This window comes from Collimonas sp. OK242 (genome assembly GCF_900107095.1).
Lineage (GTDB): Bacteria > Pseudomonadota > Gammaproteobacteria > Burkholderiales > Burkholderiaceae_D > Collimonas.
This window is the reverse complement of record NZ_FNOR01000004.1, coordinates 171,793-193,418: the sequence shown is the minus strand read 5'-3', so window position 1 is coordinate 193,418 and position 21,626 is coordinate 171,793. Positions and strand designations below refer to the sequence as shown.

Genomic DNA, 21,626 nt, shown 5'->3' with positions numbered 1-21,626 from the left:
TTCAAAACTGATAAAATGCGTCCTATGGCTAAGCTCGATACAACTCCGGAAGATTCTCCCTCGCGCAAGAGCGGTGCGGAGGTGGATTCGCCGTCCCTGAATCTGACAAATCATTTCCTTATTGCAATGCCTTCCATGCTGGACCCCGTTTTTGGCGGGACCGTGGTCTATTTGTGTGAGCATAATGCCAATGGTGCGCTAGGCGTTGTGATCAACAAACCGACCGATATGACCATGCAGGTGTTATTCGACCGTATCGATCTGAAGCTTGAAATCAGTCCCGGACCGGGCGAACTGGAATTCGGCGATCCGATGGCAGAGCGGCCCGTGATGTTTGGCGGTCCGGTCCAGGTCGAGCGCGGTTTTGTGCTGCATACGCCGGTCAAACAGTATTCATCGACACTGAAAGTGACGGATCAGATCGCCATGACCACCTCCAAAGATGTGCTGGAGGAGGTCGCCCACGGCAACGGGCCGCAGCGGATCCTGGTCAGCCTGGGATGTTCCGGCTGGAGCGCCGGCCAGCTGGAAAGTGAGATTGTCCACAACGGCTGGCTGACCGTGGCTGCCGATCCCGCCATCATTTTTGAATTGCCGATTGCCGAGCGGTTTGCCGCAGCAGTCAATCTGCTGGGCATTTCACCCTATATGCTGACTGCGGAATCCGGACGTGCGTGAGTTGCCGGAGTGGCACGAGTTGCCGGAATGGCAAATTGACCTGCGCGGGAGCCTGGCATGACCAGTTTGACCGGCACTGTGCTGGGTTTCGATTTCGGCCTGAAGCGTATCGGCGTAGCCGTTGGCAATACCTTGCTGAAACAGGCGCAACCGTTGCAGGTGATCAGTGCCGCCACCAATGACGGCAAGTTTGCCGAAATCGCGGCGCTGATCAAGGAATGGCAGCCGGTCCTGTGCGTAGTAGGCTTGCCCCTGCATCCCGATGGCGCAACACATGAAATGAGTATCCGCTGCCAGCGCTTCGCCAATCAGTTGCATGGCCGCTATGCTGTCGCCACGGTGCTGGTAGATGAACGCTACTCGTCAGCCGTGATCAGGCAGCAGCGCGGTGAAGTGATTGACGACCAGGCCGCAGCGATTATTCTGCAGCAGTATTTTGATGATCTGTCAGAATGATTTGGTTCTGATTTGGTTCTGATTTGGTTCTGATTTTGTTCTGATTTTGCGATGAAGATGCAATGACTACAACCACTCCCCAATTCGATGCCGAAGCACTGTATCAGGTGCTTGAGGCGAAAGTAAAAGCAGCGTTGGCGCAGGTCGACAATGTCGCCATAGTCGGTATTTATTCAGGCGGCGCATGGATCGCCGAACGTCTGGTCGCGGCCCTGCAATTGCCTCCGGACGAACGCCTCGGCTTTATCGACGTATCGTTCTATCGCGACGACTATTCTGAAAAGGGCTTGCGTAGCGACGTCAAGCCGACCCAGATCCCGTTCGATGTCAACGGCGCCACCATCCTGCTGGTGGACGACGTGCTGTACACCGGGCGCACCACGCGCGCGGCGATCAACGAATTGTTCGACTACGGCCGCCCTGCAAAAATCATGCTGGCGGCAATGATCGATCGCGGCGAGCGGGATCTGCCGGTGGCAGCCGATTTTGTCGCCGATGCGGTCACGCTGCAGCCAGGCCAATCCCTACAACTTCAACGCGCCGACGACGGCAGCTTTTCCCTGATGGTGCACTCTAATGCTTAATCCCCAACTGAATAAAAACGGCGAACTGCAACATCTGTTGACCATAGAAGGATTGCCGACTTCGGTGGTGACCCATATCCTGGATACCGCATCTTCATTTGTCGGCGTCAGCGACCGCGATGTAAAAAAAGTACCGCTGATGCGCGGCAAAAGCGTATTCAATCTGTTTTTCGAAAACTCGACCCGCACCCGCACCACTTTCGAGATCGCCTCCAAGCGCTTGTCGGCCGACGTCATCAACCTGAATATTTCCGCCTCCAGCGCCAGCAAGGGCGAATCGCTGCTGGATACGATCGACAATCTGTCGGCGATGCACGCCGACATGTTCGTGGTGCGTCACGCCCAATCCGGCGCGCCTTACCTGATCGCCAAGCACCTCACCGATACCGGGCAGCACCATGTCCACGTGGTGAATGCAGGCGATGGCCGCCATGCGCATCCGACCCAGGGCTTGCTGGACATGTACACGATCCGGCATTACAAAAAGGATTTCAGCAATCTGACGGTAGCGATTGTCGGCGACATCCTGCATAGCCGGGTTGCGCGCTCGGACATCCACGGATTGACGACCTTGGGCGTGCCGGAAGTGCGCGCCATCGGACCGCGCACTTTGCTGCCGAGCGGCCTCGAGCAAATGGGCGTGCGCGTATTCACCGACATGAACGAAGGTTTGAAAGGCGTCGACGTGATCATCATGCTGCGCTTGCAGAATGAGCGCATGAGCGGCGCGCTGCTGCCGTCGGCGCAAGAATTTTTCAAGAGCTACGGCCTGACGCCCGAACGCCTGGCGCTGGCCAAGCCGGATGCCATTGTGATGCATCCGGGGCCGATGAACCGTGGCGTGGAAATCGATTCCGCCGTTGCCGACGGTGCGCAGGCGGTGATTTTGCCGCAGGTGACATTCGGCATCGCGGTGCGGATGGCGGTAATGAGCATTCTGGCCGGGAACTGAGTGGATGCCGAGCTGACACTGAGTTGCAGCCTTGATCCAGACAATTATTTATTGAATCGCCCTAACATTTACAGATGAAACTTCACATCAAAAACGGCCGTCTGATCGACCCCGCAAACAATATCGACGCGCAACAGGATCTGTTTATTGCCGCCGGCAAGATCGTCGGCGTTGGCGCCGCCCCCGCCGATTTTTCCGCCAACAAGACGATTGATGCCAGCGGCCTGGTTGTGACGCCGGGCCTGGTCGATCTGAGTGCGCGGCTGCGTGAGCCCGGTTACGAATACAAAGCTACGCTGGAATCGGAAATGCAGGCCGCCATGCAAGGCGGCGTCACCAGCCTGGTATGTCCGCCGGACACCGATCCGGTGCTGGATGAGCCGGGCCTGGTGGAAATGCTGAAGCACCGCGCCAAGAGCTTGAACCAGGCGCACGTCTACCCGCTCGGCGCCTTGACGGTCGGGCTCAAGGGCAAGGAGCTGACGGAAATGGCGGAACTGACCGATGCCGGCTGTATCGGTTTCGCCCAGGCCGAAGAGCCGATTCTGGACACCACCGTGCTGCTGCGCGCCTTGCAGTACGCGCGGACCTTTGACTACACTGTCTGGCTGCGTCCGCAAGATCCTCATCTGGGGCATGGCGGGATTGCCCATAGCGGCGCGGTTGCTTCGCGACTCGGGCTGTCGGGCGTGCCTACCATGGCCGAAACGATACGCCTGCATACCATTTTTGAACTGGTGCGCGCGACCGGCGCCCGCGTGCATTTATGCCGGATTTCTTCGGCTCCGGGTCTGGAGTTGATCAGGACCGCCAAGAAAGAAGGCTTGCCGATCAGCTGCGACGTCGGCGCCCACCACATCCACATGACGGATGTCGATATCGGTTTCTTCGACTCCAATGCAAGAATGACGCCGCCGTTCCGTTCGCAACGCGATCGCGACGCCATCCGGCAGGCGCTGCTGGATGGCACCATCGATGCGATCTGTTCCGACCATACGCCGGTCGACGACGACGAAAAATTGCTGCCGTTCGGCGAAGCGACGCCCGGCGCCACCGGACTCGAACTGCTGCTGTCGCTGGCCTTGAAATGGGCCGAGGAATGCGTGTCTCCGGCGCAGCAAGGACTCAGCCGGGCATTGGCGAAGATCACCAACGATGCGGCCCGCGTGGCTGGCTTGCCGGCCGGCCAGCTGGCGCTTGGCAGCATCGCCGATATCTGCATTTTCGATCCGGCCGTACGTTGGAAAGTGGAAGCCAAAGAGTTGGCCAGCCAGGGCAAGCACACGCCGTTTCTCGGGTATGAGCTGAGCGGAAGGGTCAAGACCACGATTGTGGCCGGTCATATAGCATTCGAGCGTGTATGAGCGGCTTGCGTTTGATACGGGTGCTGATGCATCTGGTGATAGGCTTGTGGACCTGCGCCGTCGTGTTCCCGCTGATCGATACGGCGGGGCGGCAGTTGCGCATACGGCGCTGGTCGATCGAGCTGCTGGCAATCTGCCGGGTCCAGGTCACGCTAAGCAACCCGCAAAACAGCGCAGCGGCAGCTCGCGCCCTGATCGTTGCCAATCACGTGTCGTGGCTCGATATCTTCGTCATCAACTCGATCCAGACTTGCCAGTTCGTAGGCAAATCGGATATCCGCGACTGGCCCTTGCTCGGCTGGCTGTGCGAAAAAGGCGGCACGATTTTTATCGCGCGCGGCAAGCAGCGCGATGTACGGCGCATATTCCAGGGCCTGGTGACCAGTATTGAAGCCGGCGCCAGAGTAGCCTTCTTCCCCGAAGGAACCACGGCGGCGCAGGGTTCGGTCCTGCCTTTCCACGCCAATCTGTTCGAGGCCGCGCTCGATGCGAAAGCACCGGTCCAGCCTTACGCCTTGCGCTATCTGGATCAGCACGGAGCGCTGCATCCAGCCGCGGACTTCATCGGCGACATGACCTTTGCCCAAAGCATGCTGGCGATTTTGCAAGCTCCCCCCATGAGAGCCGAGCTGATGCAACTGGCGCCCATCGATACGACAGGATTGCATCGCCGCGACCTGGCAGTCATCGCGCGCGCCGCGATTGCAGAGGCATTGGGGGTGACGGAAAAAGAAGAGGTCGCCTAGACGCAGTCGAGACCTGAAGTTTTATCCCGGCCGCTGCGCCTGCGGACAGCTGACCTGAAGCAGCATGCGATCGGCCAGCCGAACCGCAGTCAGTTTGCCGCCCCACACGCAGCCGGTATCCAGTCCGATCAGATTCGGCCTGAGCACCAGCCCCAAGGTTGACCAATGCCCGCACACCACCGTGACATCCTGGGTCTGCCGCTGCGGCAAGTCGAACCACGGCAGGTAGCCGGGCATGGATGTGCCGGTGCTTCCCTTGGCAGTCAATTCCATGGCGCCGTCTTCGGTGCAAAAACGCAGGCGTGTCAAGGCGTTGACGATGCAGCGCAAGCGCGCGTTGCCTTGCAGCGCATCGTCCCAGCGAGCTGGCTGGTCGCCATACATTTCACGCAAGAATTCAACCCAATGCGGACCGCGCAGCACGCTTTCAACTTCTTGCGCCAGCGATATTGTTTTAGCCACAGTCCATTGCGGCAGCGTGCCGGCATGTACAAATAAATGGCCATCTTCCAGCAACGCCAGCGGGCGCTGCCTTAACCAGTCGAGTAACTCGTCGCGATCGGGGGCGTTGAGAATTTCATCCAGTGTGTCGCTGCGATGGAGTTTGCGGATGCCATGTGCGGCGGCCAGCAAATGCAAGTCGTGATTGCCGAGCAGGGCTTGCGCGCGATCGCCGAGTGAGCGGACCAGCCTGAGCGTTGCCAGCGACTGCGGGCCGCGGTTGACCAGGTCGCCGACGAAGATCAGGCGCGCGCCGGGGCTGCTTGCGTCAATGCGTTTTAGCAGATCCAGCAAGCTTTGGTGGCAGCCTTGCAAGTCGCCGATGGCAAATAGGGTGGAACTGATCGATGTCATATTTCGTAGCGATTGCGGCAATTGAGGTTCGCTATTGTAGATTGCCGGTCGGGTTGTTGAGTAGCTGCTTATGTTTTCAGTAGGCGGGACAGGTACACAAATTACACGCGATGTTGAGCGGCAGCGGCTAGGGGCACTTCCTATATTTATTATTGTCTGAGGCTGACTGGTGCTCCCAAATATTGTCGAGTTGTTGTTTCGCAACAAAATGTTACATCGCTTACCAATATGTACCGGTTTAAAGATCGTTAAATGTTATTTAGGTAACTTATATTAGCCGCCAATAGTGGATAATTCAGGGTTACGCACGAATCTGGTGATTTCGAGGAAGCGCACGACATTGAGCGCTCATCGGGCATGGCCTTCAGAACCCTATTTTTAGGACATATACATGATTTTTATTACTGGCGGAGCCGGGTTTATTGGTTCCAATTTCGTACTCGACTGGTTGGCGCAAAATGACGAACCGGTGATTAATTTCGATAAGCTGACTTACGCCGGCAACATGAATAATCTGGCGAGCGTTCGCCAGGATCCACGCCATATCTTTGTACAGGGCGATATCGGCGATACCGCACAGGTTGCCGCTCTTCTGGCGCAATACAAGCCGCGCGCGATTGTCCACTTCGCAGCGGAAAGCCATGTCGATCGCTCCATCCACGGGCCTGCGGCTTTTGTGGAAACCAATGTCAATGGCACTTTCGGATTGCTCGAAGCTGCCCGCTCCTATTGGAGCGCTCTGCCAGATGTCGAAAAAGCAGCATTCCGCTTTCTGCACGTCTCGACCGACGAGGTCTATGGCACGCTGGGCCCAACTGACGCACCGTTCACCGAAAACACGCAGTACGCACCTAACAGCCCCTATTCGGCATCGAAAGCCGCCTCCGACCATCTGGTCCGCTCCTACCACCATACCTATGGCTTGCCGACGCTGACTACCAACTGCTCCAACAATTACGGTTCCTACCATTTCCCGGAAAAACTGATTCCGCTGATTATCACCAATGCCCGCGCCGGCAAGCCGTTGCCGATATATGGCGACGGACAGCAAGTGCGCGATTGGCTCTATGTGAGCGATCACTGCGCCGCGATTCGCCGCGTACTGGAAGCCGGCAAGCCTGGTGAGGTCTACAACATTGGCGGCTGGAATGAGAAGGCCAATCTGGAGGTGGTCCATACGCTATGCGATATTCTGGATGAACTCGATCCGAAGGCAGCGGGTAGCTATCGCGATCAAATTACTTACGTCACCGACCGCCCTGGCCATGACCGCCGCTACGCCATTGATGCGCGCAAGATCGAACGCGAACTGGGCTGGAAACCGGTGGAAACTTTCGATACCGGCATTCGTAAGACGGTGCAGTGGTACCTTGCGAATCAGGATTGGGTCAAAGATGTTCAGTCCGGTGACTATCTGAAATGGGTTGAGAAAAATTATGAGCAACGTCAAAGTTCGGCGGAGAGTGTGTAATGACAACACTGACGACATCCCAAAATCGTAAAGGAATTATTCTCGCCGGAGGCTCAGGCACTCGTCTGTATCCCGTTACCATGGCAGTCTCCAAGCAATTGCTGCCGGTGTACGACAAACCGATGATTTATTATCCGCTGACCACGCTGATGCTGGCTGGGATACGAGAAATTCTGATCATTTCGACACCTCAAGATACACCTCGCTTTAAGGAATTGCTGGGTGACGGCCGACAATGGGGGATTGAACTTAGCTACGCTGTGCAGCCGGCTCCGGACGGCCTGGCGCAGGCATTCATCATAGGCCGCGACTTTGTCGGCGATGCTCCCTCGGCTTTGATTTTGGGCGACAACATCTATTACGGTCATGACTTCGAAAGCCAGCTGCGGGCAGCTTCGGCACGAACGGAAGGCTCCACTGTATTTGCCTATCACGTGCATGACCCGGAACGTTATGGCGTGGTCGAATTCGATGAGCAGCGCCGCGCCGTCAGCATCGAAGAAAAACCCCTGAAACCAAAATCACACTATGCCGTAACCGGCCTGTATTTTTATGATCGCCAAGTTTGCGACATCGCTGCCGGCATCGAGCCATCTCCACGCGGGGAACTTGAGATTACCGACGTGAATCGGGTGTACCTGGAACGGCAGTGCCTGAATGTCGAGTTGATGGGGCGCGGAATGGCATGGCTTGACACTGGCACCCACGAATCCTTGCTGGAAGCAGGGCAATTCATTGCCACCATTGAGAATCGCCAAGGCCTGAAAGTCGCTTGTCCAGAAGAGATTGCCTATCGCATGGGCTATATCAACACTGAGCAGCTAGAGCAATTGGCGCAACCGCTGAAGAAAAACGGATATGGCCAATATTTGTTGGGCTTACTAAAAGATAAGGTATTTTAAGCATGCAAGTACAAACCACGAATATTCCTGAAGTATTGATTTTCGAGCCGAAAGTTTTCGGCGACGATCGCGGTTTCTTTTACGAGAGCTTCAACGAGCGCCGTTTCAATGAGCTAACAGGTCTAAACGCCAGCTTCGTTCAGGATAACCACTCCAAATCCGCTAAGAATGTCCTGCGGGGACTGCATTATCAGATTCGTCAGCCGCAAGGCAAGCTCGTGCGCGTGGTGGCCGGAGAGGTGTTCGATGTTGCGGTCGATGTGCGTAAAAGCTCGCCGACTTTCGGCCATTGGGTCGGCGTAACGCTGTCGGCTGAGAACAAGCGTCAATTGTGGATTCCAGAAGGGTTTGCGCACGGCTTTGTTGTTACCAGCGAATCGGCAGAGTTCCTGTACAAGACCACCGACTACTGGGCGCCTGAGTTCGAGCGCAGCATTCTCTGGAACGACCCGGCAATCGGGATTGACTGGCCGATCAAGGACGCGCCGCTGTTGTCCGGGAAGGACCAGGTCGGCAAGCTGCTGGCTGATGCAGAGGTATTTGCGTGAAGATTCTCGTTACCGGTAAAACCGGCCAGGTTGGTTACGAACTGGAGCGCAGCTTGCAAGGTCTGGGCGAGATTATCGCCTTGGATCGTAGTCAAATGGATCTGTCAGACCTGGCTCAAGTACGGGATGTCATTCGTGAAATCAAGCCCAATCTGATCGTCAATCCCGCAGCTTATACGGCGGTCGACAAGGCGGAAACTGAACCCGAACTTGCCATGCGTGTCAATGGCGAAGCACCTGGACTTATGGCTGAAGAGGCCAGGAAGCTCGGCGCAGCCATCATCCATTACTCCACCGATTACGTTTTTGACGGCGCCAAAGTTGGCCCATATATCGAAAATGACCCCACCTGCCCAATCAATGTCTATGGCGCCAGCAAGCTAGCGGGTGAGCTGGCGATCCAGGCTGCCGGCGTTTCGCATCTGATTTTGCGCACCAGTTGGGTGTACGGCATGCGCGGAAAGAATTTTCTGCTGACAGTATTGCGCCTGGCTCAGGATCGCAATGAATTGCGTATCGTTGGCGACCAACACGGTGCGCCGACCTGGTGCCGCACAATCGCTGACACGACTGCCCATATTGTTGCTCAAGCCAAAGGAGCGCAGTATTCGCAAGACTGGTGGCAAGAGAACAGCGGTTTATATCATTTGACTGCACAGGGGCAGACGACCTGGGCTGGGTTCACGGAAGCAATACTTGCCAACGCCGTTTTGCCTAAAAGGCCTGCTGTAACGGCTATAACAGCAGCGGAATACCCGCTGCCGGCGAAGCGACCCGGGAATTCAGTTATATCGTGCGAGAAATTGATCAGTAAGTTTTGTGGATTGCCAGCTTGGGAACAAGCTTTGAAGCTATGTCAAGATTGAAGCCACATTAATTGGATATATCCATTTCCATCTGTTGATTTGATGTCGCGTCATTGATTGCAGGAGATCGAAATCGATCCCCGCAGAGAAAAAGAGTAAGGTGAAAACTTGGATCTAACGAATTCCGAATCCAACAAGAAGTCGTATCGAACATTTATTCATAATATTGGATGGAATTTGGTAGGTCAGGTGGCTCCGTTAATTGCGGCAGTCGTATCCATTCCCTTATTGATCAAAGGTCTGGGCGTTGATCGTTTTGGTATATTGACCATCGCCTGGATGCTAATCGGCTATTTCAGCTTGTTTGATCTCGGGATAGGGCGCGCTTTAACACAAATTATCTCTGAGAAACTCGCTATAAATGATCAGGCTGCAATCCCTCCATTGATGTGGACTGGATTGACTGTTATGTTTGTACTCGGTCTGGTTGCTAGCCTGCTTATTGTTGGCCTTAGCGACTGGATTATTTATTCAGCCCTTAAAATACCTGTTTATTTGCAGGCGGAAACGAAGCGCAGTTTAGGCATGCTGGCGCCGTCCATTCCATTGGTGCTAATAGCTACAGGCCTGCGAGGAATATTGGAAGCCAAGCATGAGTTTAAATCGATAAATCTGGTGCGCGTCCCACTGGGAGTGCTGATGTTTGTTGCACCGCTCTGTGTATTGCCATTTTCCAATAGTCTCGTCGCGATTTTCTTTTCTTTACTGCTGGTGCGAGCCGCTACGGCAATCGCATTTTTGTATTTGTGTCATCGTTCGATGGATAATTTCACGAAAATTACCTTGTCAAAGGCGGTCATACCGGAATTGCTGAAATTTGGCGGATGGATGACAGTGAGCAATATTGTCAGTCCTATCATGGTGCAGATGGACCGTTTCGTGATTGGGATGATGTTGTCGATGGCGGCGGTAGCGTACTACGCCACTCCTTATGAAATGGTGACCAAACTTCTGGTGATTCCTGCAGCCATAGCTGGCGTATGTTTTCCACAATTTGCCAAATTAAACGCGCAGCGAAATATTAAAGATGCGATGGCTTTATATTGGAAAAGCTGTAAATACATATTTTATCTGATATTTCCAGCAGTAGTTTTCCTCATATTGTTTGCGGGATGGATACTTCATCTATGGCTTGGAGGGAAATTCTCTGAAGAGAGTACGCGAGTATTCCAGATATTGGCTATCGGGGTTCTGGTAAATGGTTTGGCGGCTGTCCCTTTTGCATTTTTGCAAGGAGCTGGACGTTCGGACGTTACTGCAAAAGTTCATGTTTGCGAATTACTTGCATATCTGCCTTTACTATATTTTTCCGTAAACAAATTTGGTATTATCGGTGCCGCTCTAGTATGGTCGTTACGGGTATTTTGTGACGGAATAATATTACACAAGATGGTAAATTTAATTGTATCAAAAAATAAAGATAGCGTTCAATCACCATCGACGCTGTAGTTTTAATGGAGGGAATTTGGCGTGCTATTGGATATCTCTGATGTAATTGTTGTTTTTTTATTGAATGTTTATTCTGTTCGTCAATCTGAAATATTGATTTTCATTGATATATAAACAATTTCAATGATCAGGTTATGCCTGCTTTGCTCCTTTATAAAATTATGCAAAAAAGAAAAACCTCTGATTGGTTGATAAATCCAATTTTTATATTTTCATTTCTCTGGGCTACCCAAATTTTTGGGCATATTATTTTCTCGGGTGATTTTTATCCATTTGTTGCGGATACCTGGATTATCATATTTGGAGGATTTTGTGCTTTTATTGTTGGCTGCATTACTACTAAGATTTTCCGGGAAAAAAATGCACATGTGAATTCCGAATATAAAGATTATGTTCCACGTTTCGTAAATCTATATATCAAAATATTATTGCCAATTTATATTCTATTTGTGGCGATGCCACAAATAGTAAATTATGCTTTGAATTCTGGGCAATTGCTTTCCGAAGTGCGATCGTCACTTGTGGATTCCGTTGTTGACAACGATCGAAGTGTGATACTTGTTCTATATTTACACTATCTTGTTGTAATTGCTTCATTGCTCGCACTATCGTATGCATCTAAATTTCGAAAAATAATTGTAATTTATATCGTTATCTCAGGAGTAGTTGCCGGCTTGTTGACATTTGGTAGAACTATTTTAATGCTCTATTTTATTTCATTGAGCATAATATTATATTTTCAAGCAAGAATAGGAAAAAAAACTGTTTTTATATTCGGATTTTCTTTTTTGATTATATTCTTTTTAATAGCCTATCTTTTAGGTAAGGGCGGAGCTGATAATACACTTTTCGAAAGTGTTGCGTGGAATTTTAAAGTTTATGCATTAAGTGCGGTGGCCGCATTTAATAATTATGTGGCAGTGGGTGACCCCAATATTCCTGGTTGGTTATTGGTTCCAAATTTTTTAAAAAGCATATTGGGATTTATTGGAATAAATAGTGATGTAACTCCTACGGTACTTCCATTTGTCGAAACTCCGTTACCAACCAATGTGTATACTGCATTTTTTCCTTGGTATCACGATGGCGGTATTTTAGGTGTTTTGTTTGGGTTTTTTGCCATTGGATTTATATCAATGTATTTATTTAGAATGAGATATAAGTCAAAATTAAATCTACTTAACTACGCTCTTTCCTTATATCCTCTGATAATGACCATATTTGAAGAGCAATATCTTCGCACTTATACATTATGGACTTTGGTTTTCTTACTTTATATTTTCTTTTTTGCTTTTGAAAATTTTAAATTTAAGAGAATATAGATTGAAATTGAAGTGACGCTGATGGAATTATCGTATTAACTTAATGTAAAAAATTTCTTTCACAAAAAGGTAAATTTAAAATGAATGAAAAATTAAAAAAAATAATAATAATTTTTGAAATTTCAAATAAGAAATTTATTAAATGAATGGCTCTAACAAAACCAATACTGCGGCCATAGTCGTCGGCTATTTTCCTGAGTATAAAATTGTAGTTAATCTCCTGAAATCTCTTTCTTCTCAGGTTGACCATTTGATATTGGTCGATAATGGCGGAACTCGCGAGGCTTACAATTTTTCACAAAGTGAAGGTTTGGCTGTCGAATATATCGAATTCGAAAAAAATAAGGGCCTTGGACATGCCTTGAATATGGGATTCGAACGGGCTGTCAGCCTAGGTGTGAAGTATGTTGCCACTTTCGATCAGGATAGCGCCCCCGTCGCTGGTTTGATTGCTAATCTCAGGGAGGTTCATCAGAAATTCGAAGAGCAGGGCGTTAACTGTGCTGCGGTTGGTCCGGTTTTCTTTGACAGGCGCGAGGCTGCCAAAATTTACTTTCCGTTCTATCTTGAGGAGAAGGGACGAATTATCTCCAGGATGCCGAATAACTGTACCGACAGTTATGTTGAAACCGATGCCCTGATCACTTCCGGCATGCTGGTGCGAGCCGACGTCTGGACCGGCGGCGTACATTACGACGACGGGCTGTTTGTGGATTACACCGATACCGAATGGTGCTTTCGTGCGAGAGCTAAAGGCTATAAACTATTCGGCTGCCTCAGAATAGAAATGGGGCATGCACCATCAGATGCGCCTCCTGCGCGTATTTTGGGTTTGAGCTTCTTTAGATATTCTCCCCTGCGACGCTATTATTATTTCCGAAACACTGTCAATTTTTGCCAGGCTAATTACGTTTCCTGGGCGTGGAAGCGGCGTTTGACATACGGTCTTACTCTCAGATTTTTTATTAATTTTCTAATTGATAAAAAAAAGCTGCGTAGTTTGAAAATGATGCTTGCTGGCATTTGCGATGGTTTTCGTCGCAAGTCAGGTGAATTTATTGGGTGAACCATATGATGAATATTTTGATTACCGGCGGTGCCGGCTTTATTGGTCAGAACTTGATATATTCCTTGCGAAAGCAGGGTTTCAGGATTCGCGTTTTGGACAATTTCAGTCCGCAGATCCACGTCACGCAGAGCCTGCCCGCTGATCTGGTTAACCAAGTTGAGCTGATTCTCGCCGATGTGCGTGATCGCGATGCGCTGGTGCAGGCGTTGGCTGGTATGGACGGCGTGGTCCATCTTGCGGCTGAAACCGGCACTGCGCAATCCATGTACCAAATTGCCCACTACAATAATGTGAATAGTCAAGCTACGGCCCAGCTACTGGATGTGCTGGCCAATGACACTCATTCGATTAAGAAAATTGTTCTTGCGTCATCCAGGTCGATCTATGGTGAAGGTGCCTATAACTGTGAGATTCACGGCCTTGTTTATCCTGGCGCTCGAAGCGCCGCGCAACTGAAAAGTCATCAATGGGATCCAGTCTGCCCGCAATGCGGTGCTTCTATAGTCGCTGTGCCAACGCCAGAAGCAGCGCGCCCAAGTCCCGCATCTATTTATGCCGCAACAAAGTATGCGCAAGAGGACCTGATACGCATCGCAGGAGATTCGCTTGGGATTGGAACAGCCATTCTGCGTTTTCAGAATGTGTATGGGGCGGGACAATCGCTGAACAATCCGTATACCGGGATTCTTTCGATTTTTTCTACGCGTATACGCCGTGGCATGTCTCTCCCGATCTTCGAAGATGGGCAAGAGAGCCGTGACTTCGTGCATGTCAGCGATGTCGTTCAGGCGATCGAATTGGCGCTCCAGACAGAGGCCGCAAATGGTGGCACTTTCAATGTTGGTGCGGGCGAACCAACTTCTGTATTGGAAATTGCCAATATGCTGGTGGATGCATTCGGTGGCAAGGTGAGGCCCGAAGTAACCGGGCAATATCGTCTGGGAGATATTCGTCACTGTTACGCTGACCTGACTCAAATCAGAGCCAAGCTGAAATTCGAACCAAAAATGTCATTGCAAAGCGGCATGGAGGAATTCGCCAGTTGGGTATTATCTCAGCCGCTGCCCGAGGATGGGTTGGACAAGGCAAACGAAGAATTGAAGAAGCGCAAGATGATGTCATGAGCTTGAAAGCAATTTTAATTGCCGATTTAAAGCGGCAGTATGTGGTTGCAGGTCAACTGCAGAGGCAGGCGACTCTTCTGGGCGTTCTGAAGAGTTCACTGTCGCCGCGCTTCATGCCGGTAGTTCTTTTTCGTCTCTCACACTGGTTTTTTCAGCTTGGATTATCACCACTCGCCAAGATATTTAGCTTCATGAATTTCGTTTTGTTTGGGCTTGAAATAGCGGCCAGGTGCGAGATTGGCCCGGGGCTATATTTCCCGCACACCCAGGGTACGGTTATTGGCGCCAATAAAATTGGCGAGAATGCAACGATTTATCACAACGTGACTTTTGGCGCGCGTGAGATCGATCTTGATTATTCAGCCTCTTCCCGCCCAAATATCGGCGACAACGTGATCGTTGGCGCCGGCGCAAAAATTCTCGGATCAGTGGTAATTGGTAATAATGCCAGAGTGGGAGCGAACGCTGTCGTTGTTGACGATGTGCCCGTCGGCGCCACCGTTGTCGGTATCCCGGCACGTATAGTCAAACAGGTTTAAGCAATATGATGCAAACAGGTCAGCGAGTTTTATTTATTGCGCCGCGGTTTTTTGGTTATGAAAAAGAGATTCAGAGTGAATTAAAGGCTGCGGGTTGCGTAGTCGATTGGCATGACGATAGACCCTCTTCAACCTCGCTAATGAAGGCGATGATTCGCTTTCGTCCTGAATTAGTGACGAAAATAATCAATGACTATTTTGACGGGATTATCAAGCAAGCGGCCGCTGTTGCCTATGATGTTGTATTTGTCATCAAGGGAGAAGCGCTTCCTGTCGGTAAAATTCAGGCGCTGAAACAAGTTTTACCGCAGGCGAGGTTTTTGTACTATACGTGGGATTCTTTGAGAAATTTCAAGAATAGTCACGAAAAATTACTATACTTCGATAAAGTTTACAGTTTCGATCGATTTGATTCCGTTGATAATGAGCATATCAGGCATCTTCCTTTATTCTATTCACGCGCCTATGAAACGTTGGGGCAGTTGAACCAATCCAAGGAAAAATTGGATATTGATCTTCTGTTTTTGGGATCGATACATTCTGATCGCTATTTGGTCGTGCAAAAAATATGGGTTGCTGCAAAAGCGCTTGTGCCTGAAATTCGACTTTTTACCCATTTTTTCTATCAAAGCAAATGGGTCTTTGCAATACGAAAAATCATGGATCGGCAATTCAGAGGAATTCCCTGGAGTGACGTGAAATGGAATTCATTAAATACGCAGAGCACACTGGAGCTGATTGGGCGGAGCAAGATATTGATTGACATACATCATCCGGGCCAAACAGGGCTGACTATGCGCACCATAGAGTGCCTTGGTGCCAAGAGAAAGTTAATCACCACAAATTCAGATGTGAAGATCTATGATTTTTATCATCCTGACAATATCCTTGTGGTTGACAGGATGAAGCCGATAATTCCGGATGGTTTCATGCGCGCCGCTTTTCATCCGATCGTTGAAAGTGTCTATGGAAAATATAGCTTGCGAGAATGGTTGGCCGAGATATTTTATTGAAAGCTTAGAAAGCGAATGAAAAGGTCTTTTGACTTACTGTTGGCATTGATTGCATCGATTATATTAATTGTTCCTATAGTTATTGTTTCTTTGCTGGTCAGGTTCACATCGATTGGTCCGATTATCTACTGGTCGGATCGTGTTGGACGCTGTAATAAAATATTCAGGATGCCAAAATTTCGTACCATGCGTATTGATACACCTGCGGTTGCGACTCATTTATTGCCGGATCCAAAAAAATTCTTGACCCCGGTAGGATCTTTTTTACGGAAATCGAGTCTCGATGAATTGCCGCAATTATGGAGCATAATTGTCGGGGACATGAGTTTTGTCGGTCCGCGGCCAGCGTTATTCAATCAGGATGACTTGGTAGCTCTGAGAACAGAGTACGGTGTTGATCAATTATTGCCGGGATTGACCGGATGGGCGCAAATCAATGGTCGGGACGAGTTACCCATACCTGAGAAAGTGAAACTGGATGTTGATTATCTTCATCAGCGATCATTTTTTCTCGACATAAAAATCATATTTCTCACTTTTTTAAAAGTTGTCCGCAGAGATGGTATTACGCATTAATTATCAGCCAAAGCCGGGAAATTATCTTGACGGCGATGTGGATTTTTTGGACTCTAAGCTTACTGAATTGTCGACATGAGTTCTTTTTTAAACCTATCACGCTTTCACAAGCAGATAATTGCTGCATCGGCAGATCTGATTCTGTTGCCGGTGACTTTTTGCCTGGCGATCTGGCTGCGCCATGACGGCCTTAGCAATTGGTTATTACATCAATATGGCCTGTTGATCGCGGCAGCGCCGCTGATATCGATCCCCATTTTCATCAGATTGGGTTTGTATCGGGCGGTTATCCGTTTTATCGACCATAAGATTGTGTATGTAGTGGTGTTTGGCGTGACACTTTCGGTGATTGCTTTGGGCGCACTGGGTACATTTACCCAAACTGCGGGTTATTCCCGCGCAGTTTTTGGCATATATTGGGTCAGCGCGATTTTGTACGTGGCAGCAAGTCGGTTTTTGGCGCGTGGTTATCTGCTACGGGCCAGCGGTACGATTGGCGCGGTGCCAGTGGCAATTTATGGCGCCGGGCAGGCTGGGTCGCAATTGGCGAGCGCGCTTCGGGCCGGCGATGAATATTTGCCAGTCGCATTTATCGACGATAAAAAAGAATTGCAAAAAGCGACTATAGCCGGCATTAAAGTCTTTCCAGCTAGCGACTTGTCTAATTTGATTGCACGTTACAACCTCAAAGAGGTATTGCTCGCTATGCCGTCCGTGAGCAAACTGCAACAGAAGCATATTCTTGACCAGCTTGAGCCGTTCAAAGTCAAAATCAAGGTTACCCCGCCCATCAAAAGCCTGATTAACGGTGAGCTACGCGTTCAGGATATCCGCGAGGTTGAAATCGAGGACTTACTTGGACGTGATCCTGTCGAGCCTAATCCTGAACTGATTTCAGCATGCATCGTTAATAAATCCGTATTGGTGACGGGCGCAGGCGGCTCCATTGGATCTGAGCTGTGCCGTCAAATTATCCGGCAACGACCTTCGCGGCTGATCCTGCTGGAAATGTCCGAGTTCGGCCTTTACGCAATTGAGCAGGAGTTGAGTGAATTACAACGGCGCCTTGGTCTCAATATCGAATTGTTGCCGTTTCTCGGATCCGTGCTGGAAACAGAGAAATGTACGCGCATTATGCGTACATTTTCAGTGGAAACTGTCTATCATGCCGCGGCTTATAAACATGTCCCATTGGTCGAGCATAATCCGATCGAAGGGATTCGGAATAACGTATTTGGCACATTGAGTGTAGCCAAGGCAGCGATGGCTGCCGGTGTTAAGTCATTCGTATTGATTTCTACCGACAAGGCAGTGCGTCCGACGAATGTGATGGGTTCAACCAAGCGTTTCGCCGAATTGATATTGCAGGGGTTTTCCCGCTCACAAGTCAAAGGTGCATCAAGGACTAGATTCTGTATGGTTCGCTTTGGTAACGTGCTTGGCTCGTCGGGTTCAGTGGTGCCGCTATTTCGCAAGCAGATCATGGCGGGTGGGCCGATCACCTTGACGCATCCCGAAATCACCCGTTATTTCATGACAATTCCCGAGGCGGCGCAGTTGGTGTTGCAGGCCGGAGCGATGGGGCAGGGCGGTGATGTGTTTGTGCTGGATATGGGCGACCCGGTAAAAATTATCGATCTGGCAAAGCGCATGGTGCATTTGAGCGGGCTCGAAGTGTTATCCGATTTAACGCCAGATGGCACCATAGAAATTAATCATGTCGGCTTGCGCCCAGGTGAAAAATTGTATGAAGAATTATTGATCGGTGAAAATGTCGAGGGCACCGAACATCCGCTGATCATGCGCGCGCAAGAGATAGAGATACCGTGGACAATCCTTGAAGGTCTTTTGGCCAAGCTGGAAGATGCGTGCGCCAGATTCGCCTATGAAGAAGTACGTACATTGTTGTTGCAGGCGGTCGCTGAATATTCCCCCCAATGTGGGATTGAAGATTTTATCTGGCGCGCCAAGAATCGCTTGGTAGATGCAGGTGACGTGTTGTTGCATTGAATGCGGAAGCAATATTTGATTGAATTTCACTTATCGGAGGTAGCATGGATTTATCCGGATTAACAGTAGCCGAGCTGCGTGCATTGCAGGATCAAGTCAAACAAGCCTTGAAAGACCGCGAGCATCAGGAACAAGCCAAGGCACGCGAACAAATTCTGGCTATTGCACAAAGCGCGGGAATCTCTCTGCAGGATTTGCTGGGCACCCAGTCGCGTAGCAAGAGCAGCGCGTCCAAGACAAAAGTAGCAGTTCGTTATCGCCATCCTTCGGATCCGCTGTTGCAATGGACCGGCCGTGGCCGTCAGCCTAAATGGGTTCAGGACTGGGTCGCTTCCGGTCAGTCGCTGGATGCCATACGCGTATAACCGTCACCGTTGTTTCTGTTTTCCGCAAAATAGCGCAGGCCTGATGACCGGCGCTTGAATCGAAGATGCGCGCCTGGAACCAGGCGCGCGTCTTTCGATTTGGCCAAACGCATCATCCGTGCCGGTAGTGGCATGCGAACCATAAATTCGCTGCAGTTTTCTTGCCACGGAACGTCGCATTCTCATTTGATAAGACCATGCTTCCACTCTCCAAATCGATATTCAAGGCCTATGACATTCGCGGTGTCGTGGGTACCACGCTAGATGCCGGCATTGCTCGCCAAATCGGCCAGGCATTCGGCGTTGCCGCGCGCGCTAAAGGCGAGCAAACCGTGATTATCGGCCGCGACGGCCGTTTGTCCGGGCCGGAACTGGCCGCTGCCCTGGCAACCGGTATGCAGGACGCTGGCGTGGATGTGATAGATCTCGGTGTCGTAGCGACGCCGATGGTGTATTTCGCGACGCATATACTCGGGGCGCAATCCGGGATCATGGTCACAGGCAGTCACAACCCACCCGATTACAACGGCTTCAAGATGGTGCTGGCCGGCGAGGCGATATACGGCGACACCATTCAGCAGCTGTATCAGGCGATTGCAAATGACAGCGTCAAGGCTGCCATGCCGGCGCCGGCCGGCAGCTATCGCCAGCATGACATCAAGGATGCCTACCTGCAGCGGATCGTCAGCGATACCAAGCTGGCGCGGCCGATGAAGATCGTGGTCGATTGCGGCAACGGCGTGGCCGGCGCGTTTGCCGGCGAGCTGTATCGCGCACTCGGGTGCGAGGTGCAGGAATTGTTCTGTGAAGTGGATGGTACTTTCCCTAACCACCATCCTGATCCGGCGCATCCGGAAAACCTGCAGGACGTGATTCGCGCCTTGCAAAACTCCGACGCCGAGTTGGGATTGGCATTCGATGGCGACGGCGATCGTCTCGGGGTCGTCACCAAGGACGGCCAGATTATCTACCCGGACCGGCAGCTGATGCTGTTTGCCGCAGATGTGCTGACGCGTCATTCAGGCCGTGAGATCTTGTACGACGTCAAATGCACCCGCCACCTGGCGCCATGGATTGCCAAGCACGGCGGCAAGCCTTTGATGTGGAAGACTGGCCACTCGCTGGTCAAGGCCAAGATGCGTGAAACCGGCGCGCCGCTGGGCGGCGAAATGAGCGGCCATGTTTTCTTCAAGGATCGCTGGTACGGTTTTGACGACGGCATGTATGCGGGCGCACGATTGCTTGAGCTGCTTAGCCGGGAAAGAGACCCTTCGGCAATCCTGAATGCCTTGCCGCAATCGGCCAGCACCCCGGAATTGCACCTGACGCTGGCCGAAGGTGAAAATTTCGCCTTGATGGAGAAATTGCAGCGCGAAGCGGATTTCCCCGGATCCGGCGAAATTATCAAGATCGACGGCTTGCGGGTTGAATATGCGGATGGCTTCGGCCTGGCTCGCTCATCCAACACGACGCCGGTTGTAGTGATGCGCTTTGAGGCCGAATCGGAGCAGGCGCTGGCTCGGATCCAGTCTGAATTCAAGCGCGTGATTCTGGCGGCCAAGCCCGATGCGTCGCTGCCTTTCTAATCAATCTGTCGAAATGGCTGCGATTTGAACATCCTGATCGTCCGCGTCTCCTCTTTGGGCGACGTGGTGCATAACATGCCAATGGTGTCGGACATCCGACGCCATTATCCCGATGCGAATATCGACTGGGTCGTGGAAGAGGGGTACACCGGCCTGGTGCGCATGAATCCAGACGTACGCCGCATCATCCCGATTGCCCTGCGCCGCTGGCGCAAGAGTCTGTTGTCTGCCGCCACCCGGGCGGAAATATCGACTTTCAGGCAGCAGCTCAGACAGGATGCCTACGATATCGTGTTCGATACGCAAGGCTTGCTGAAAACCAGTGTGGTCATGCGGATGGCGCGGCTTGCTCCCGATGGCCAACGGGTCGGATTGGCGAACGCGACCGAGGGCTCCGGTTATGAACCGCTGTCACGCATATTTCACACCGCGAGCGTCGAAGTGGGTTTGCATACGCACGCTGTATTGCGCGCCCGTGAAGTCGCGGCACAGGCGCTTGGCTACAGCGTCGACGGCGTTGCTGATTTCAATTTGCGCCCTCCCGCCCTGACGCCCGCAGAGCGGCCCGCCTGGCTGCCGGATGCGCCCTATGCAGTTTTTTTTCATGGCACGGCGCGCGCTGCCAAGCAGTGGCCGAATGCCAGTTGGGTGCGCATTGCCGCCTTGCTCGCTGAACGCGGCCTGCCGGTGTTGCTGCCCTGGGGGAGCGATGCTGAGAAAAACACTGCGGAGCAGTTGGCGAGCCAAATGCGCAATGCGCGGGTGCTCCCCAGGTTGCCATTGATGGAAGCGGTCTTGCTGGCCCAGCGTGCGGCATTGGTGATCGGCGTCGATACCGGCCTGACTCACATCGCCGCTGCATTCAACCGTCCGACCATTGAGCTATATTGCGATTCGCCGCGCTGGAAAACCGAAGGCAACTGGTCATCGCAAATTATCAACCTGGGTGAACTTGGCGCGGCGCCTAGCGTGGAACAGGTCGCGCTGGCGGTGAGCACACTGGCGCAATAAATCCGTTGGCGGAAGGCAGCAGGAGTCGAACCTACCCGGGAGTGACTGGCACCCCCCACCGGGTTTGAAGCCCGGCCGCATCACCGGATACGTGTGCCTTCCTTGGTGTGCTATCTTATCCTGATTCGCGATTCCCGCGC

The 21,626-nt window shown here is 51.6% G+C and carries 22 protein-coding genes and 1 tRNA gene; 21 read left to right on the top strand and 2 right to left on the bottom strand.

What is annotated here, in order from left to right; all coding sequences use genetic code 11:
• Nucleotides 1–15: 15 nt before the first annotated feature.
• From BLV81_RS05540 to BLV81_RS05515, 6 genes are all read left to right on the top strand, one after another.
• Nucleotides 16–678 (top strand): YqgE/AlgH family protein, encoded by a 663-nt coding sequence (locus BLV81_RS05540; protein WP_369823808.1) that lies wholly within the window; start codon nt 16–18, stop codon nt 676–678.
• Between the two features lie 57 nt (nt 679–735).
• Complete coding sequence (gene ruvX, locus BLV81_RS05535) at nt 736–1,134, top strand: Holliday junction resolvase RuvX (protein ID WP_092353241.1); 399 nt, start codon at nt 736–738, stop codon at nt 1,132–1,134.
• Nucleotides 1,135–1,196: 62 nt separating this feature from the next.
• Nucleotides 1,197–1,718 carry a bifunctional pyr operon transcriptional regulator/uracil phosphoribosyltransferase PyrR gene (gene pyrR, locus BLV81_RS05530; protein ID WP_092353239.1) on the top strand — a complete coding sequence of 174 codons (522 nt, stop codon included), beginning with the start codon at nt 1,197–1,199 and terminating at the stop codon, nt 1,716–1,718.
• The gene (locus BLV81_RS05525) at nt 1,711–2,670 is read left to right on the top strand and encodes an aspartate carbamoyltransferase catalytic subunit (protein ID WP_092353237.1); all 960 of its coding nucleotides are present in this window, start codon (nt 1,711–1,713) and stop codon (nt 2,668–2,670) included. The genes pyrR and BLV81_RS05525 overlap by 8 nt, the downstream gene beginning before the upstream one ends.
• A gap of 74 nt (nt 2,671–2,744) precedes the next feature.
• Nucleotides 2,745–4,034 carry a dihydroorotase gene (locus tag BLV81_RS05520; RefSeq protein ID WP_092353235.1) on the top strand — a complete coding sequence of 430 codons (1,290 nt, stop codon included), beginning with the start codon at nt 2,745–2,747 and terminating at the stop codon, nt 4,032–4,034.
• Nucleotides 4,031–4,780: a lysophospholipid acyltransferase family protein gene (locus BLV81_RS05515; RefSeq protein WP_092353233.1), complete on the top strand. Its 750-nt coding sequence runs from the start codon at nt 4,031–4,033 to the stop codon at nt 4,778–4,780. The genes BLV81_RS05520 and BLV81_RS05515 overlap by 4 nt, the downstream gene beginning before the upstream one ends.
• 21 nt (nt 4,781–4,801) lie before the next feature.
• Here BLV81_RS05515 and BLV81_RS05510 read toward each other — a convergent pair whose 3' ends face one another.
• Nucleotides 4,802–5,635: a symmetrical bis(5'-nucleosyl)-tetraphosphatase gene (locus tag BLV81_RS05510; protein WP_092353231.1), complete on the bottom strand. Its 834-nt coding sequence runs from the start codon at nt 5,633–5,635 to the stop codon at nt 4,802–4,804.
• A gap of 391 nt (nt 5,636–6,026) precedes the next feature.
• Between BLV81_RS05510 and rfbB the strand changes: the two genes are divergently transcribed.
• The 15 genes from rfbB (at nt 6,027) to waaC (ending at nt 21,486) form a co-directional block, all read left to right on the top strand.
• Nucleotides 6,027–7,106: a dTDP-glucose 4,6-dehydratase gene (gene rfbB / locus BLV81_RS05505; protein WP_092353229.1), complete on the top strand. Its 1,080-nt coding sequence runs from the start codon at nt 6,027–6,029 to the stop codon at nt 7,104–7,106.
• Nucleotides 7,106–8,008 carry a glucose-1-phosphate thymidylyltransferase RfbA gene (gene rfbA, locus BLV81_RS05500; RefSeq protein WP_092353227.1) on the top strand — a complete coding sequence of 301 codons (903 nt, stop codon included), beginning with the start codon at nt 7,106–7,108 and terminating at the stop codon, nt 8,006–8,008. The genes rfbB and rfbA overlap by 1 nt, the downstream gene beginning before the upstream one ends.
• 2 nt (nt 8,009–8,010) lie before the next feature.
• Nucleotides 8,011–8,556, top strand: a complete 546-nt coding sequence (rfbC, locus tag BLV81_RS05495) for a dTDP-4-dehydrorhamnose 3,5-epimerase (RefSeq protein ID WP_092353225.1) — start codon at nt 8,011–8,013, stop codon at nt 8,554–8,556.
• Entirely contained in the window at nt 8,553–9,422 is an 870-nt protein-coding gene (gene rfbD, locus BLV81_RS05490; RefSeq protein WP_092353223.1) for a dTDP-4-dehydrorhamnose reductase, read from the top strand. Before rfbC ends, rfbD begins: the two co-directional genes overlap by 4 nt.
• Before the next feature lie 108 nt (nt 9,423–9,530).
• The gene (locus BLV81_RS05485) at nt 9,531–10,871 is read left to right on the top strand and encodes a flippase (RefSeq protein ID WP_092353221.1); all 1,341 of its coding nucleotides are present in this window, start codon (nt 9,531–9,533) and stop codon (nt 10,869–10,871) included.
• Between the two features lie 134 nt (nt 10,872–11,005).
• The gene (locus BLV81_RS05480; RefSeq protein WP_092353219.1) at nt 11,006–12,193 is read left to right on the top strand and encodes an O-antigen polymerase; all 1,188 of its coding nucleotides are present in this window, start codon (nt 11,006–11,008) and stop codon (nt 12,191–12,193) included.
• Between the two features lie 142 nt (nt 12,194–12,335).
• The gene (locus BLV81_RS05475) at nt 12,336–13,259 is read left to right on the top strand and encodes a glycosyltransferase family 2 protein (RefSeq protein WP_092353217.1); all 924 of its coding nucleotides are present in this window, start codon (nt 12,336–12,338) and stop codon (nt 13,257–13,259) included.
• A gap of 5 nt (nt 13,260–13,264) precedes the next feature.
• Nucleotides 13,265–14,386, top strand: coding sequence for an NAD-dependent epimerase/dehydratase family protein (locus BLV81_RS05470; RefSeq protein ID WP_255364978.1), 1,122 nt, complete (start codon nt 13,265–13,267; stop codon nt 14,384–14,386).
• On the top strand, nt 14,383–14,925 hold the full coding sequence (locus BLV81_RS05465; protein WP_092353213.1) for a serine O-acetyltransferase: 543 nt from the start codon (nt 14,383–14,385) through the stop codon (nt 14,923–14,925). The genes BLV81_RS05470 and BLV81_RS05465 overlap by 4 nt, the downstream gene beginning before the upstream one ends.
• A 5-nt stretch (nt 14,926–14,930) precedes the next feature.
• Nucleotides 14,931–15,938: a WaaS/CpsH family glycosyltransferase gene (locus BLV81_RS05460; protein ID WP_143036286.1), complete on the top strand. Its 1,008-nt coding sequence runs from the start codon at nt 14,931–14,933 to the stop codon at nt 15,936–15,938.
• 15 nt (nt 15,939–15,953) lie between these two features.
• Entirely contained in the window at nt 15,954–16,514 is a 561-nt protein-coding gene (locus tag BLV81_RS05455; RefSeq protein WP_092353209.1) for a sugar transferase, read from the top strand.
• Between the two features lie 75 nt (nt 16,515–16,589).
• Nucleotides 16,590–18,524, top strand: coding sequence for a polysaccharide biosynthesis protein (locus BLV81_RS05450; RefSeq protein WP_092353207.1), 1,935 nt, complete (start codon nt 16,590–16,592; stop codon nt 18,522–18,524).
• A 44-nt stretch (nt 18,525–18,568) separates the two neighbouring features.
• Nucleotides 18,569–18,889, top strand: coding sequence for an H-NS histone family protein (locus BLV81_RS05445; RefSeq protein ID WP_092353205.1), 321 nt, complete (start codon nt 18,569–18,571; stop codon nt 18,887–18,889).
• A gap of 197 nt (nt 18,890–19,086) precedes the next feature.
• Nucleotides 19,087–20,475: a phosphomannomutase/phosphoglucomutase gene (locus BLV81_RS05440; protein WP_092353203.1), complete on the top strand. Its 1,389-nt coding sequence runs from the start codon at nt 19,087–19,089 to the stop codon at nt 20,473–20,475.
• 24 nt (nt 20,476–20,499) lie between these two features.
• Nucleotides 20,500–21,486, top strand: a complete 987-nt coding sequence (gene waaC, locus BLV81_RS05435) for a lipopolysaccharide heptosyltransferase I (protein ID WP_092353201.1) — start codon at nt 20,500–20,502, stop codon at nt 21,484–21,486.
• A 6-nt stretch (nt 21,487–21,492) separates the two neighbouring features.
• Here the strand turns inward: waaC and BLV81_RS05430 are convergent.
• Nucleotides 21,493–21,588, bottom strand: a tRNA-Sec gene (locus BLV81_RS05430).
• Nucleotides 21,589–21,626 lie beyond the last annotated feature (38 nt).